This is a genomic window from Flavobacterium sp. CG_9.10, from assembly GCF_015752245.1.
Lineage (GTDB): Bacteria > Bacteroidota > Bacteroidia > Flavobacteriales > Flavobacteriaceae > Flavobacterium.
Window position 1 is genome coordinate 58,868 of the sequence record NZ_JADOVD010000007.1, and the last position, 14,479, is coordinate 73,346.

The 14,479-nt window shown below is 33.4% G+C and carries 16 protein-coding genes and 1 tRNA gene; 4 read left to right on the top strand and 13 right to left on the bottom strand.

Going from position 1 to position 14,479, the window contains the following annotated elements; all coding sequences use genetic code 11:
• Positions 1-12: 12 nt before the first annotated feature.
• Positions 13-1,065 (top strand): endonuclease/exonuclease/phosphatase family protein, encoded by a 1,053-nt coding sequence (locus tag IWX84_RS07550; protein ID WP_196850133.1) that lies wholly within the window; start codon positions 13-15, stop codon positions 1,063-1,065.
• Positions 1,066-1,074: 9 nt separating this feature from the next.
• Here the strand turns inward: IWX84_RS07550 and IWX84_RS07555 are convergent, their stop codons facing one another.
• The 6 genes from IWX84_RS07555 to IWX84_RS07580 form a co-directional block, all read right to left on the bottom strand.
• Positions 1,075-1,701, bottom strand: a complete 627-nt coding sequence (locus IWX84_RS07555; RefSeq protein WP_196850134.1) for a WbqC family protein — start codon at positions 1,699-1,701, stop codon at positions 1,075-1,077.
• 78 nt (positions 1,702-1,779) lie between these two features.
• Complete coding sequence (lepB, locus tag IWX84_RS07560; RefSeq protein ID WP_196850135.1) at positions 1,780-3,357, bottom strand: signal peptidase I; 1,578 nt, start codon at positions 3,355-3,357, stop codon at positions 1,780-1,782.
• 57 nt (positions 3,358-3,414) lie between these two features.
• On the bottom strand, positions 3,415-4,116 hold the full coding sequence (gene dapB / locus IWX84_RS07565; RefSeq protein ID WP_196850136.1) for a 4-hydroxy-tetrahydrodipicolinate reductase: 702 nt from the start codon (positions 4,114-4,116) through the stop codon (positions 3,415-3,417).
• A gap of 53 nt (positions 4,117-4,169) precedes the next feature.
• Positions 4,170-4,730 (bottom strand): DUF5683 domain-containing protein, encoded by a 561-nt coding sequence (locus IWX84_RS07570; RefSeq protein ID WP_196850137.1) that lies wholly within the window; start codon positions 4,728-4,730, stop codon positions 4,170-4,172.
• Entirely contained in the window at positions 4,730-5,629 is a 900-nt protein-coding gene (locus tag IWX84_RS07575) for a ParB/RepB/Spo0J family partition protein (protein WP_196850138.1), read from the bottom strand. The genes IWX84_RS07570 and IWX84_RS07575 overlap by 1 nt, the downstream gene beginning before the upstream one ends.
• A 4-nt stretch (positions 5,630-5,633) precedes the next feature.
• Complete coding sequence (locus tag IWX84_RS07580) at positions 5,634-6,401, bottom strand: ParA family protein (protein ID WP_196850139.1); 768 nt, start codon at positions 6,399-6,401, stop codon at positions 5,634-5,636.
• A 433-nt stretch (positions 6,402-6,834) separates the two neighbouring features.
• Between IWX84_RS07580 and IWX84_RS07585 the strand changes: the two genes are divergently transcribed.
• Positions 6,835-6,909 (top strand) — tRNA-Pro (locus IWX84_RS07585).
• Positions 6,910-7,038: 129 nt separating this feature from the next.
• Positions 7,039-7,986: a thioredoxin-disulfide reductase gene (gene trxB, locus IWX84_RS07590; protein ID WP_196850140.1), complete on the top strand. Its 948-nt coding sequence runs from the start codon at positions 7,039-7,041 to the stop codon at positions 7,984-7,986.
• Positions 7,987-8,052: 66 nt separating this feature from the next.
• Here the strand turns inward: trxB and IWX84_RS07595 are convergent, their stop codons facing one another.
• From IWX84_RS07595 to IWX84_RS07620, 6 genes are all read right to left on the bottom strand, one after another.
• Positions 8,053-8,886, bottom strand: coding sequence for a GIN domain-containing protein (locus IWX84_RS07595; RefSeq protein WP_196850141.1), 834 nt, complete (start codon positions 8,884-8,886; stop codon positions 8,053-8,055).
• 85 nt (positions 8,887-8,971) lie between these two features.
• Positions 8,972-9,718 carry a head GIN domain-containing protein gene (locus IWX84_RS07600; RefSeq protein WP_196850142.1) on the bottom strand — a complete coding sequence of 249 codons (747 nt, stop codon included), beginning with the start codon at positions 9,716-9,718 and terminating at the stop codon, positions 8,972-8,974.
• 2 nt (positions 9,719-9,720) lie between these two features.
• Positions 9,721-11,445 (bottom strand): PspC domain-containing protein, encoded by a 1,725-nt coding sequence (locus IWX84_RS07605; protein WP_196850143.1) that lies wholly within the window; start codon positions 11,443-11,445, stop codon positions 9,721-9,723.
• 5 nt (positions 11,446-11,450) lie between these two features.
• On the bottom strand, positions 11,451-11,780 hold the full coding sequence (locus tag IWX84_RS07610; protein WP_196850144.1) for a PadR family transcriptional regulator: 330 nt from the start codon (positions 11,778-11,780) through the stop codon (positions 11,451-11,453).
• Positions 11,781-11,836: 56 nt separating this feature from the next.
• The gene (locus tag IWX84_RS07615) at positions 11,837-12,913 is read right to left on the bottom strand and encodes a M23 family metallopeptidase (RefSeq protein WP_196850145.1); all 1,077 of its coding nucleotides are present in this window, start codon (positions 12,911-12,913) and stop codon (positions 11,837-11,839) included.
• A 17-nt stretch (positions 12,914-12,930) separates the two neighbouring features.
• On the bottom strand, positions 12,931-13,386 hold the full coding sequence (locus IWX84_RS07620) for a DUF4870 domain-containing protein (RefSeq protein WP_196850146.1): 456 nt from the start codon (positions 13,384-13,386) through the stop codon (positions 12,931-12,933).
• A 233-nt stretch (positions 13,387-13,619) separates the two neighbouring features.
• Here IWX84_RS07620 and IWX84_RS07625 point away from each other — a divergent pair, with 233 nt between their 5' ends.
• On the top strand, positions 13,620-14,072 hold the full coding sequence (locus tag IWX84_RS07625; RefSeq protein ID WP_196850147.1) for a DUF4442 domain-containing protein: 453 nt from the start codon (positions 13,620-13,622) through the stop codon (positions 14,070-14,072).
• A gap of 80 nt (positions 14,073-14,152) precedes the next feature.
• On the opposite strand, the gene IWX84_RS07630 is transcribed toward IWX84_RS07625, so the two are convergent.
• Positions 14,153-14,362 (bottom strand): hypothetical protein, encoded by a 210-nt coding sequence (locus IWX84_RS07630; RefSeq protein ID WP_196850148.1) that lies wholly within the window; start codon positions 14,360-14,362, stop codon positions 14,153-14,155.
• Between the last annotated feature and the right edge of the window lie 117 nt (positions 14,363-14,479).

Here is a 14,479-nt window from a genome sequence, read left to right on the forward strand (position 1 = left end):
AAATAAAAATAAATGAAAAACCTCTCGTGGTTCAATAAACTAATGTTTTTTTTGAATATAGTGCTAATAATATTAACATTTATAGCCTATGCTTTGCCTTTTTTGGCACCTAAATCGTTCCCAATACTCTCTGTTTTAACGCTATTTATGCCTTTCTTTTTTATTGCGAATGGGTTGTTTTTTGTTTATTGGCTGCTGCAATTCAAAAAACGAATGATTTTGTCGGGACTAGTACTTTTGATTGGAATTACCTTTATTAATAAATTTTATAAATTTTCTTCTACTGATTTCCCTGTACTAGACAAGGATTTCACTGTCATGAGCTATAACGTTCATCTATTTAACGTATTCAAATGGATTGATAGAGATAATGTTCCCACAGAGATTCTGGAGTTTGTCAATGAGAAGAACCCTGATATTTTATGTATACAGGAATATTCTTCTTCGGCTAATATTGATTTTAAGGTGTATCCGCATCGATATATTTTTACGGATGGGAATAATGTCAAAACCGGTCAAGCTATTTTTTCAAAATTTCCCATTATTGACCAAGGGAGCATTGTTTTTCCCAACACCACTAATGATATCATTTTTGCTGATATTAAAAAAGGAAAGGATATCATCCGAGTGTATAATATGCATTTACAGTCCTTGAAAATATCTCCGGATGTTAGTGAAATCAATGAAAATATTGAGGTAATTAATCAGGATAAATCTGAAATAATGTTCAAAAGAATTAGTGTGGCTTTCAAACAGCAACAGGAACAAGCCGAGAAGTTCATGGAGCATAAAAATAATTGTGAATATCCTATTATAATTTGTGGAGATATGAATAATAGTGCTTTTTCCTATGTATACAGAAGCATAAAAGGGAAATTACAAGATAGCTTTGAAGAAGCTGGAAAAGGTTTGGGTGTTACCTATAAATTTAAATATTACCCAGCCAGAATTGATTATATTTTTGCAGATGATAGGATGAAAATTAAGAAGTTTGAAAGCTTTCCTGAATTTATAAATTCGGATCATTTTCCAGTGATGGCAAGAATGTCATTTGAAGGAGAGTAATTTTTAAAGCTATTTTATAATTAACTCCTGTTTTTTTAAATAATCTAAAGCATATTTTCCCTCATTAAATAACAAATCAAGTACGCTAAGATTGTTAATAAACCCATGTTTGTCGTCAAAAACCTGGGTGTAGCTTTCAAACAGTGAAGAATCTTTTTTCCCATTTACTAAGGTTCTGAAGTCTTTAAACTCATTTGGATCCACTTCGTGAAAGTATTCTGTGGTTGTTGAATAATCCAGTTTCATTCGTAAACATTTCGATACTATTTCTAAAATTTGAAAATTCAAATCCAATAAAAAGGTATGCTTTTTTTCGAAAATTGGACGCAAGTCATCTTCAAAAAACTCAAAGAAGGGCGAACTTCTGTAGGCCGCTTCTAATGATTTAAAATGTTGTTTTTGCCAATCAAAATCAGGTTCTATTTGAATATCTTTTGTTTTTTGATGGCTTTCTTTGGAATGCTTCACAGGGATATTCAATAGTTGAATACCATTTGGACTATAGATATACGTTCTGTTGCGATTGGTTTGTTTTTGAAAGTTATCCTCTACCTCAAACACTACAATCTCCGCTTGCGCTAGAGCAGCAAAATGGCTTATCGAAGGGAAATAGGTGGGGAAAAGTATGGTTTTCATGAAATCAGATTGATACATAAAGTTTAAGGTTTAAAGTTACGAATACAACTTTAAACCTTAGCCTTTATACTAGAAATTTTAAATGTTTGCTTTTTTCTCTTTTCTCTTTTTCCAGAAATATTCTCCTATAAAGAAAGCGACTAAACCAAACAAGAATAATTTAAAATAAGATTGTGGTTGTCCTTCACCGCTAACAGTTGTAAAAACTCTGTCCCAACGAATTTTATTTAAACCTTTACCATTAGTGTCCCAGCTCATCCAGATAAAAATAGGTTTTCCTACAATGTGATCCTCGGGCACATATCCCCAATAACGGCTGTCTTCTGAATTATGGCGATTGTCTCCCATCATCCAGTAATAATTTTGTTTGAAGGTGTAGTTTTTAATGATTGCTCCATTCAGTCTTATTTCGTCACCAGTAACTTTCAAGTCATTTTTGTCACCATTGTCATTCTTCTCATACTCCGTAATTATTCTTTTGTAAAATGGTAAGCTTTCTGCAGTCAAGGCGACTGTCTTTCCTTTTTGAGGAATGTAAATTGGACCAAAATTATCACGATTCCATTTATGTATATGAGGAAATATTCCTTCTTCGATACCTTTTGAAATTTGTCTTGTGACAGATACTATTCCGGGTACATTTTTCAATCGTTCAGCTCCCGCTGCGGTAAGTGCATTTAAAAATAAGGTATCTCTTAGTTCACTTTTAAAACCAGCTTGATCCGTAGCAACATCCATATCTTTCAATAGATATTCAAAATCAATAGGTGTTTTTTTATCCAAAGCTACGGCATAAGAATATTGTGGTCTTGCTCTTTCGGGCATAACCATTAATTTATTATTGATATAAACAATTCCATCTTTTATAGACAAACTATCGCCAGGAACTCCCACACATCGTTTAACATAATTCGATTTTTTATCTACAGGTTTGAATGCATGTCGTCTTGATGTGTCAAAAAATTTATAAACGGTATCAACAGGCCAATTGAACACTACGATATCTGTTCTTTCTATCGTTTGAAAACCAGGTAATCTCAAGTAAGGTAATTGTGGCCAGTTTAAATAAGATTTTCTTTTAGTTAATGGAATAGAGTCATGTACCATTGGTAAAGCAACAGTGGTCATAGGAACTCTAGCTCCGTAATTCATTTTGCTGACAAAAAGAAAGTCACCAATCAACAACGATTTTTCTAATGAAGCAGTAGGGATGGTGTAAGGTTGAATAAAATACGTGTGAACTAAAGTAGCTACTATCACCGCAAAAAGTAAAGAACTAACGGTGTCTGCTGTTTTATTCTCAGGATGTAAACTTCTGTCTGCGTTATACTCTAATTTTTGGGTATAATTAATGTAATAAATGTAGAATCCAAAAGTAATTATTCCTAAAAAACTATCTAAAGTAGATTTTTTCCCAAAACTTCTTAATGTCTCTACCCAAATAATAGGAAACATAATCAGATTTATGATAGGAATAAAAAGCAAAACTGTCCACCAGGTTGGACGACCGATAATTTTCATTAAAACAATAGCATTATATACAGGAATGGCAGCTTCCCATCGTTTTCTGCCGGCACTTTCATATAATTTCCATGTCCCTAAAAAGTGAACTATTTGTACAAATAGGAAAAAGACAAACCATTGATATAATGTCATAATTTTAGATTTTTAATTTTAATTGCTTGAATATGCTTACGCTCTTTTAATTAGTGTTTATTTTAAGTTTAAGACGTCTTTCATTGTAAAAATGCCGTGTTTTCCCACGAGCCATTCAGCTGCGATGACAGCGCCAAGTGCAAAACCTTCTCTATTGTGCGCTGTGTGTTTTATTTCTATGGCGTCTACAGCTGAGTTATAGGTTACAGTATGTGTTCCAGGAAAATTTCCAATTCTTTTGGCGTCGATATGAATCTGGTTAGCTTCAGGGTTTTCTAAGGTCCAGTTCGTGTATGAACTGTTTTCTATCACGCCTTTTGCTAATGATATCGCAGTTCCACTGGGAGCATCCAGTTTTTGAGTATGATGAATTTCTTCCATCTCTACTGAATACGAATCAAATTTTGACATTATTTTTGCCAAATATTCGTTGAGTTCAAAGAAAATATTGACTCCTAGACTAAAGTTCGAACTGGAGATAAATCCTCCGTTTTTTGCTGCACAAAGTGCAACCATTTCATCATAGTGTTCTAACCAACCCGTAGTTCCTGAAACAACTGGAACATTTGCGTGAAAACAATTTGATATATTATTGACTGCAGCCGAAGGAACACTAAAATCGATAGCGACATCTGCATTAGAAAGACCTTCAAAAGTATTATTTTCGTCTTTTTTCAAAACGATTTCATGTCCTCTTTCTGTGGCAATTCTTTCGATTACCTGACCCATTTTACCGTATCCTAAAAGCGCAATTTTCATTTGTGTGTTATTTGTGATTAAAAAAAGTAGAGAGTTAGCAACTATTTTACTTTTTAAAAATGGTAGTTAAGTGTTAGTCCAACATTAGTTTTAAATGTTACATCATTGGGATAAATAATAGGTCTAACAGATAAGTTTTCATCAACATTGAATTGTAGTAGGGCGGCGTCCACATTGGCATCCACAATATTTAATGCGTAAAATGCCAAGGTTACTAGAGCTGATAAATCTCGATTTCTTTGATAAAATTTCTGGCCGGCAATCAATCGGGTTTTATCTAAATAACTAAAATTATCATCCGTGTATCCTTCCAGTCTTCTTTTGTAAGCGTCTCTGTATTGATGGTATTTTTTATTGTTATCGATGTAAAAATACAAACTGGTTCCAATAGCTCCATAAACAATAGGAATCTTCCAGTATTTTTTATTGTAAGCTTGTCCTAAACCTGGTAATATAGCCGAGTAAAAGGCCGCTTTAGCTGGTGTCAAAGGATCTATTTCATTTGATTTCAAAGTGTCTTTAGCCACAAGAACTGCATCAGTTTTTGTTTGGGCAAAAACAGTTGCAGTTCCTACAGTAAAAAAGAATAGAACTATGAAAATGATTTTATGCACTACTCGTTTATTAGTTTAATTATTCTGTTGAAATCTTCTTCGGAATGAAATGGAATTGTAATTTTCCCTTTTCCGTTACCCGCTACTTTGACATCGACTTTTGTACCAAAATAATTGGTAAAAGTGTTTTTTTGAGTCTCGCCAATTTCAAATGTGGCGGCTTTAGTTTTACCTGCAGGTTTTGGTTTTAAACTTTCCTGGTAGTTTTTTACCAAAGTTTCTGTGTCTCTAACTGAAAGATTCTGACTTACGATTTTTTGATAAATATCAGTCTGAATATCTTGGTCTTCGATATTGATTATCGCACGACCATGACCCATACTGATAAATCCATCACGAATCCCAGTTTGAATAATTGGATCTAATTTCAAAAGTCTGAGGTAATTGGCAATCGTAGAACGTTTTTTACCCACTCGTTCACTCATTTGTTCTTGAGTCAATTGAATTTCGTCAATCAAACGCTGGTACGAAAGCGCAATTTCTATTGGATCTAAATCATGGCGTTGAATGTTTTCAACCAAGGCCATAACCAGTGATTCATTGTCATTTGCAATTCGAATATATGCGGGAACAGTAGTCAAACCAACCAAAGTGGAAGCGCGAAGACGACGTTCACCTGATATTAACTGGTATTTGTTAAAGTCTAATTTCCGAACAGTTATAGGTTGAATAACGCCTAATTCTTTAATAGAAGTAGCTAATTCTCTCAATGATTCTTCATTGAAATTACTTCGAGGCTGAAACGGATTGATTTCGATAGCATCTATTTCAAGCTCAATAATATTCCCTACAACTTTATCTGCATTTTTATCGTCTACAGATTTTATATCGTTTTCCGGATCTTTTAATAATGCTGATAATCCTCTTCCTAATGCTTGTTTTTTTATTGCTTTTGCCATAAAACTATTTACTGTTTTTCTTTATAACTTCTTGAGCAAGATGTAGATAATTTGTAGCTCCTTTACTTGTAGCATCGTAGTTTATAATGCTTTCGCCAAAACTTGGTGCTTCGCTCAACTTAACATTTCGCTGTATAATAGTGTCAAAAACCATATCGTTAAAATGTTTTTGAACCTCTTCAACAACTTGGTTTGATAAACGCAATCTGGAGTCAAACATCGTCAATAATAATCCTTCAATGTCTAAATCTGGGTTATGAATTTTTTGGATACTTTTTATGGTATTCAATAATTTCCCTAAACCTTCCAATGCAAAATATTCACACTGAATTGGAATAATCACGGAATCAGCAGCCGTCAAGGCATTTAATGTAAGCAATCCTAAGGATGGAGCACAATCGATTATAATAAAATCGTAGTCATCTTTAACACTTTCCAATGCTTTTTTAAGCATATATTCCCTGTTCTCTTTGTCAACCAATTCGATTTCGATGGCAACAAGATCAATATGAGAGGGTATGATATCTACATTTGGAGCCGAACATTTTATAATGGCCTCTTTTGGGGTATTACTGTGTTCTAAAATTTGATACGTACCAATCTCAACAGATTCTACATCAATTCCCAAACCGGAACTGGCATTTGCTTGAGGATCAGCGTCAATTAATAGTACTTTTTTTTCTAAAACGCCTAATGAAGCAGCAAGATTTACAGACGTTGTAGTCTTCCCAACTCCCCCTTTTTGATTAGCAATCGCAATGATTTTGCCCATTTATTTTTCTAAATTTTGAACCGTAAAAATACAATTAAATATGGTTTCTAAAAATCTATTTTGTTAACATTTGTTAAAGCTTGATTAGTCGCTATTTGACAGATTACCTTTTTATAAATAGATACGATTTTCCGGAGCTATTCCAGCTGTTCGTTTCAATCCTTCGCATTGAGGCTTGACCTTCTCCTTTTTTTATAAAGCCATAAAAGGAGCTTCCTTTGGTCGCTCTTTTGTGTCAAGAAAAAATCTGGAGAAGCTCAGCGAAGCTTTTCACTGTAATCTAGAATAGGGGAGTCGATGCATAAATTACATCGAGGGAAAAGCTCAAGAGAGTTATTTTTTTTGATTATTTTTTCACCAAATTATTTTTATTTCTTATTTCATAAATAGTCTTTGAATAAGCAAAAAATAGTTGTATATTTGCACTCGCTTTCGGGGTGTAGCGTAGCTCGGTTATCGCGCCTGCTTTGGGAGCAGGAGGCCGCAGGTTCGAATCCTGCCACCCCGACTAAAAAATCCTTTCTGTCTCCACAGAAGGGATTTTTTTATTGTAGAATAACAAAAACTGATTATTTGGGTTCTGTAATCCAGTAATTATCACTTATTTTTGTACTGTTTAAAATCATAAAATCATAGTATGTCTGATACAATCGAAAAAATTAAATGTCTTATTATAGGTTCTGGTCCTGCAGGTTATACTGCTGCAATATATGCCGCTAGAGCAAATATGAATCCTGTTTTATACCAAGGAATGCAGCCTGGAGGCCAACTAACAACAACTAACGAAGTGGAAAATTGGCCTGGTAATCCTGAAGGAATAACTGGTCCGGAAATGATGGTGCAATTACAAGCGCAAGCGCAACGTTTTGGTACGGATGTGCGTGATGGTTGGGCCACCAAAGTTGATTTTTCAGGTGATGTTCATAAGGTATGGATCAATGGTACTAAAGAATTGCATTGTGAAACAGTAATCATTTCTACTGGTGCTACTGCTAAATATTTAGGTTTGCCTTCTGAACAACATTACTTAAAAATGGGTGGTGGTGTTTCTGCTTGTGCTATTTGTGATGGATTTTTCTACAGAAATCAAGACGTAGTAATTGTTGGAGCAGGTGATTCAGCTTGTGAGGAAGCACATTATTTGTCAAAACTATGTAAAAAAGTAACAATGCTTGTTCGAAGCGAAAAATTCAGAGCTTCAAAAATCATGGAAGAACGCGTTCGCAAAACAGAAAATATTACGATCCTGATGAATCATGATACTGTAGAAGTTTTAGGAGATGAACAAGTCGTTACGGGTGTAAAAGCACTAAATAAATCTACTGGTGAAACGTTCGATATCGAAGCTACTGGTTTCTTTGTTGCTATTGGTCACAAACCCAACACAGATATATTTGTACCTTTTATTACATTAGACGAAACGGGATACATTGTTAACACGCCAGGATCTTCAAAAACTAATGTTGATGGTGTTTTTGTTGCCGGTGATGCTGCGGATCATGTATATCGACAAGCAATAACTGCGGCAGGAACAGGTTGTATGGCTGCATTAGACGCGGAAAGATATTTAGCTGCTAAAGAGTAAATAAAGTATAAAAGTATAGCGTAAAAAAAAGTCCCAATTCATAAAATTGGGACTTTTTTTGTTGTATTATTTTGCTTTCTTGAGCAATTTGGCTTCGCCACTAAATTGTCGCATTTCTATTTTGGGAGTACCCAAAAGTTGAATTTCGGAATTTCCGGAAGCATCTATAATTACGTTAGTTTCTACAAACAAACTACCAGAGGAATAACTTTCTGTTGTCACTTCAGCATTTTTTACGAAAAGTTTACTTCCCTTCAAGGTTGAATTATTGTCCAATCGAACTGTTGCATTAATTGCATTACCTTCAATTGCCGCATTTGATTTTTGGTACAAATCAATTTTCAAATCAACAGTAGTGATTAAAGATTTCAAAGCCGCATTTTTACTTAATTCGATTGTTGCTTTTTCTGATTTTAGATTGAGTTCCATTTTGGTTTTGTCATCTGCCTGTAAAAGAAAATTCTTAGTATTGACATTCAAAAAAAGTTTCGAATAATCATAGGCTTTAAAGGTAACGTCGTCCAATTGAATTTCTTCTATTGCGTTTATTATTGCTTCATTTTTTGAAGTAATTAGATTCAAATCCTTGGTATACGTTACTCTTACCATTAACTTCTTATAACCTACAGCTTCTTTGGTGGTATAAATACGGAGTGTATTGTCTTTTAAATCAAGAGCAATAATTTCGTGAAGATTTTCATCGGCTTCAATTTTTATAGTATTTTTTTCACCGCGCTCGAGATATACTTCAATATTATCGTCTATTTCTAGTTCGTCGAAATTACCAACGTCTTTATTTTCGACAGTTACCGTTTTTGAACCTTTTAATTTATCTTTCTTTTGTGCCAAAGTTAAAGTGGTAGACAACACGAGTAGGAATATAGCTAGGTGTTTTTTCATTTGGATTTTTATTAGTATTGTACAAATATAAAAAAATCATCCACTTTTGATGGATGATTTATCTTGTTTCTGTTAAAATATAGGTCTATTCTTGAGAAACACTTCCGCCAGAACTTTCTGCTTTCGTGATTTTTTTTGGAACATGATTGTAATCAATCGAACTTCCGCTTGATGCTTTTGCGTTCAGGCTCACTATTGGATGCACGTTTGTAGAACTTCCGCTTGAAGCCTGGGCCGTAATATCATTTGCAAATAATTTGGCAGCATCTATCTCGCTTCCGCTGGAAGCTGCCGTCTCTAGACTTAATGCTTTTCCATTAATGTTAATGGAACTTCCGCTTGATGATTCGCAAATAATAGAATCCACTTCCAGCGACACTTCAATTTCACTTCCGCTACTGGCTTTTATTTTGATAGTCTCGCCTTTTAAAACGTTTAGTGATTTTATGTTAGCGCCACTAGAGGATTGCAATTCTTTGATTTCAGGAAGTTTTACAGTAATTTTTTTCGATTTAGATTCATCGATATTTTCATCTGTTTCAACAATTAAAACCCCGTTTTCGACCTTGGTTATAATATGTTTCTGTAAATTTTCATCAGCTTCTACGGTAATTGATTTTGTTTCAGACTGTACCAAAACAACATCAAGACCATTACTGGCTTTAACACTGGTAAAATTTCCATTGGCACTTCGGGTTTCTGTAGTAACATTTCCGTTTCCATCGATTCCGTCTCCTATATGGATTGAATGATTGAAGTTACACGATGCAAATAGCAAAGCAGTTAAGGTTACAATTATGAATTTGGTGATTAACGTGATTATTTTTATCATGACTATTTGGTTTTAATGATGATACCGTCTTTGTTTATTTTTAATTCCTTAAATCTTTTTTTTGAATCGTTAATAGTATCACCATTTACAGAAACACCGTTTTCGTTAATGATAATTGATGTTTGGGTACTATCACTTTCTTCAGCAACATCATTGTGTTCATTTTCTTCTGCTGGACAATTCAAGCATTTTACTTTAGAATCTTCCACTTTGTAAATATAATTGTCAGAACTATAATGTAAATTAAAGTAATCATCATCTGAGCGATCGTAATTTTGAACACTTGAATCCACTTTCAATAAAGTACCTGTAGGTAAAAACAAAGTGATTTCTACTTCTTGATCACGATATTTATTCTTTAAATCGCTTAATAGATAATTATCTAAAATTAATTGGTTTCCTACTATTTTGTAGCCATATTTAATTTCTTCTGCTCGTTTTTTGGCTTCGAATAATGATTTTCCTTTCGCTTCTTTTTCAATTTGAATGTAAGGAATTTTTTCATCCGTCTTTTCTATCTTGAAACTTACTTGATTAGAATAGATTACATCTAAATTTGTTGAATCTTGAGTTATCGTAAATTCATTACGATCATCAAGGTTTTTCGCATAATAATCATTATATTTAAATTTAATGGAAAGGGTGTCATTTGGCTGCAAATTAATGTTTTGTTTCTGAACAACTCTCCCGTCAATCGCAAAAGCGGAGGCTTGTTTTACACCAATAGAAATCGACAATGCAATTGATATTAACCAAAGCGCTAGCAACGTATATTTCGCAATGTTACCAATAGATTTCATGATTGGTGCTAATAATTTGAAACCTAATAATGTTAGGAAAAAGAATGGAATTCCCACTGCAAAGAACATCAATAATCCAAAAGCCCAAATAGGATAATCCGTAAAGTTTCCAGCTTCAATAAATCCCTGCCAAGGGAAGTCAATAAAAGCGTTAGATCCCAATGTAAAAACTCCAATTAGCAATAAAATAAGTACTGTAAATCCAGTTATGATTAAAATCACACCAAGAAATTTTGCGAAAACTTTGAAAACACCCAAGATAAAATCTCCTAAAGAACTCCCAAATTTTCCAGCTCCAGTTTTTATCTGATTTCCAAATTTATCGTAATCGGCATTTTTGAATTTGTCAGAAACATTTTCAAATTCTTCTCTCACTTTTTTTTCGATGTTCGAAATTGTAACTGGCTCTCCATTCATTTCCAGTTTTTCAGATGTGGTTACTGCTTCAGGAACTACAATCCAAAGGATGATGTAAGCAAGAATTCCAGTACCAAATCCCCAAACTAACAAAATCAATGCAATACGAATCCACACCGTTTCGATTCCAAAATAATGACCTAATCCGGCTGCAACGCCACCAATCATTCCTTTTTCTTTATCTCTATATAGTTTTTTTGTTTGACGAGTGTCATTACCGTATGTGGAAGTATTTTGATTTTCTTCTTCAATAATGTAATCTTCAGGTTGCCCCATCACAGCAATAACTTCATCTAGATCTTTCAAGCCTATTACATGTTTGTCGCTTTTTTGTTTTTCGGTCAATAATTCCGAAACACGCATTTCAATATCTTTAATGATTTCCTCTTGTCCTGATGATTTAGATAAAGAACGTTTTATTGCGTCAAAATAACGCGTCATTTTCAGGTATGCATCTTCATCTATATGAAAGAACATTCCGCCTAAGTTAATATTTACAGTCTTGTTCATGGCTATTATTTTTGGTTTGTTATTAGGTTTACAGCATCTGAGAGTTCGGTCCAAGTGCCATTAAGTTCGTTTAAAAATGTTTGTCCTATTTCGGTCAGTCCATAATATTTCCTTGGGGGACCGGATACCGATTCTTCCCAACGATAGTTGAGTAATCCGTCATTTTTCAAGCGGGTAAGTAGCGGATAAATTGTTCCTTCCACGACTAATAATTTTGCGTTTTTCAAAGTGTCTAATATTTCCGATGTGTATGCCTCTTTTTCTTTTAATACGGATAAGATGCAAAACTCGAGAACACCTTTGCGCATCTGGGCTTTTGTGTTTTCAATGTTCATAATTCGTTTTTTTTGATTTTTGTGTTGATTAAACTATTCATTTTTTGATTGATGATTTATTTTTTTGTATTTGAAATAAAAATATCTCCGGTATTTACCGTTCCGTATTTTATATTTTGCTTAGTATTTCCTAAAAGTATGCTGAAATCTGAGAAATAAGAAGGTAAACCTTCGGCATTGGCTCCGCTTGTGTTGCGTACTTCAAAATGCAGGTGTGGCATAAAGGCACTTCCGGAAGTTCCAATTTCACCAATTTTTTGGCCTTGCTTCACTTTGTCTCCTGTTTTTAATGTGGAACTGTTTTGTTTCATGTGTCCGTAAACAGTAAATAATTTATCTCCATGTTGAATGATTACATAATTTCCAAATAATTCCATTTGATTATTTTTTAATTCGCCCATATCAAATTGTTTATTATCAAGTTTTGATTTCTCTACCGCTACGATTGTTCCATTGGCAACAGCTAGTATATCAGTTCCAAATGAAAACCAGTCATTATCCTGAAGGCCATCAGTCTTAAACATTTTTCCGTTAGCATCCACTTTTACGAAATCATAAGCATACCGCATGAAATTTGTCGAAAACCCAAAGTTCTTAATTGGTGCAAATTCATAATCAAACCTGCGATGATGCGCGTTATAATCATGGCCGTCATAAACCAAAGTTGTATTTTTCACAGGAAGGATAAAGTCAACTGCTTGTTTATAATTTTTCGGAATTACAGTGTGTTCAATTGAAATGCTATTATTAAACGTAAAAGTATATACCAGTTTTTCTGTAATGTCATTAGGAATTACGGGAAAAGGATTAAAGATGTTAATTATTCCAACTCCGTTTAATTCTTTATTAGGAATCATGTTAATGCTTGGCGCTGTACCATTATTGTCTAAAAATTTTTCTTTCAGCAACTGGTTGTTTTTATCGTAAATGCGCAAAAGGACTTTAGTTAGTTTCAAGGTGTCGGCTGTTTTGTTTTCAATGACGAAATCAAAATTAATCACAGTTTGGCTGTCTACAAACTCTTTTAGCGGAACAGCAGGCTTATGTTCGATTTTTATTGTCTCCTGAGCCCATACACGAGAATTTATGTTAATTAGAACTATTAAAATCAGTATGTTAGATATTTTTTTCATTTTTTAAATTCTTAAAATTATTTAATAAAAGGAATCGTTATTGGATATTTATATTTTTCTCCATTTGATGTTTTAATAGCCGCGTAAATAATTAAGAAAAATTCAGCTACTTTCAATAGAAGAAAAAGAAAAACAGCCACTAGACCTACCGTAATAATTCCGATATTATCTCCTATATTAAAATTGTTGATAATGTAATCATTATCATTTGCAATTGCATTAAAAGGAATGTTACTGAAGACCGTAAATATAAAAATGGGAACGGCTACCATGATAAGAAGCAAAGAATACAATAACAAACTCAATTGAAAATTAAGAACTTGTTTTCCGTGAAAATCTATAAATTCCGATTTGTCTTTTTTTGAAGTCCAAATCAAAATTGGAAAAATATAATTTCCAAATGGGAAAAAATATTGAGTTAAGGCACTCAAATGTGTAAATGTAGCGGTGTTCTTTTCGGTAGTTGTTTCCATTTTTTTTAATTGTTGATTTTGATTGATTTGCCAGTTCGTCTTTTAGACTCTTGTGATGATTGAAAATTCCAGGTTCTTAATAATTTAGGTCACCTAGTAATTTCTTATACAAATATATGTCTAAAAGACAGTATCTTGTTTCGCATAGTACCAAATATTAACAAATATTTAACAAAATATTTTTATATGTACGCATAGTATTTTTTCGTATTTTAGCAAAAAAACCACTACTGATGAGACTTACAGCTTCTAAACTTAATAAATTTCTATTGTTCAAATTACCATCCGCATTTATATGCGGCGTGAGAGTAAAAGAAATAGATCAAAATAAATGTGTAGTATCCGTAAAGCATCGCTGGATTAATCAAAACCCATTCAATTCCATTTATTTTGCGGTACAAGCCATGGCCGCAGAATTATCTACAGGGGCTTTGGTGATGTTTCAAATTCAAAAAAGCGGTAAGAAAATCTCGATGTTGGTAGCCAATAATAAAGGGAATTTTACCAAAAAGGCTACAGGAAGAATTACTTTTACGTGTAATGATGGGCACCTTATTGAGAAAGCGATTCAAGAAACGATTGCTACTGGAGAAGGACAAACCTTCTGGATGAAATCTATTGGCACCGATGAAAAAGGAATCCAAGTTTCTGAAATGGATTTTGAATGGAGCGTTAGAGCAAAATAAAAAAAGCAATTATACTGGATATATATTATAAAAAACGCCTCTAAATTTAGAGGCGTTTTGCTTACATAAGGTTTAACGGATTATGCTTTAGAAGCACATTTTTTTCCATCCGATTTACATTTGGCTTGGCATTTTTCGATTTCTATGGCGGTCATTTTGTTAGCTTTTGAATCTGTTTTAACACAACATGATTCTTTTTTTGCTTTTTCTTTGACCACCGGTTTGGTATCTTGAGCACTAACAATACTTGTGAATAAAGCCATTGCTAAAATTAGTCCTATTTTTTTCATCTTTATTAAAGTTAGAATTGTTTATTTTTATTGAGATTCTTTCATCAAATATAAATAGAATAACTGATATCCATTTTAAAATTATGACTAATATTTCGTCAAAGTGTACGCTTTTAT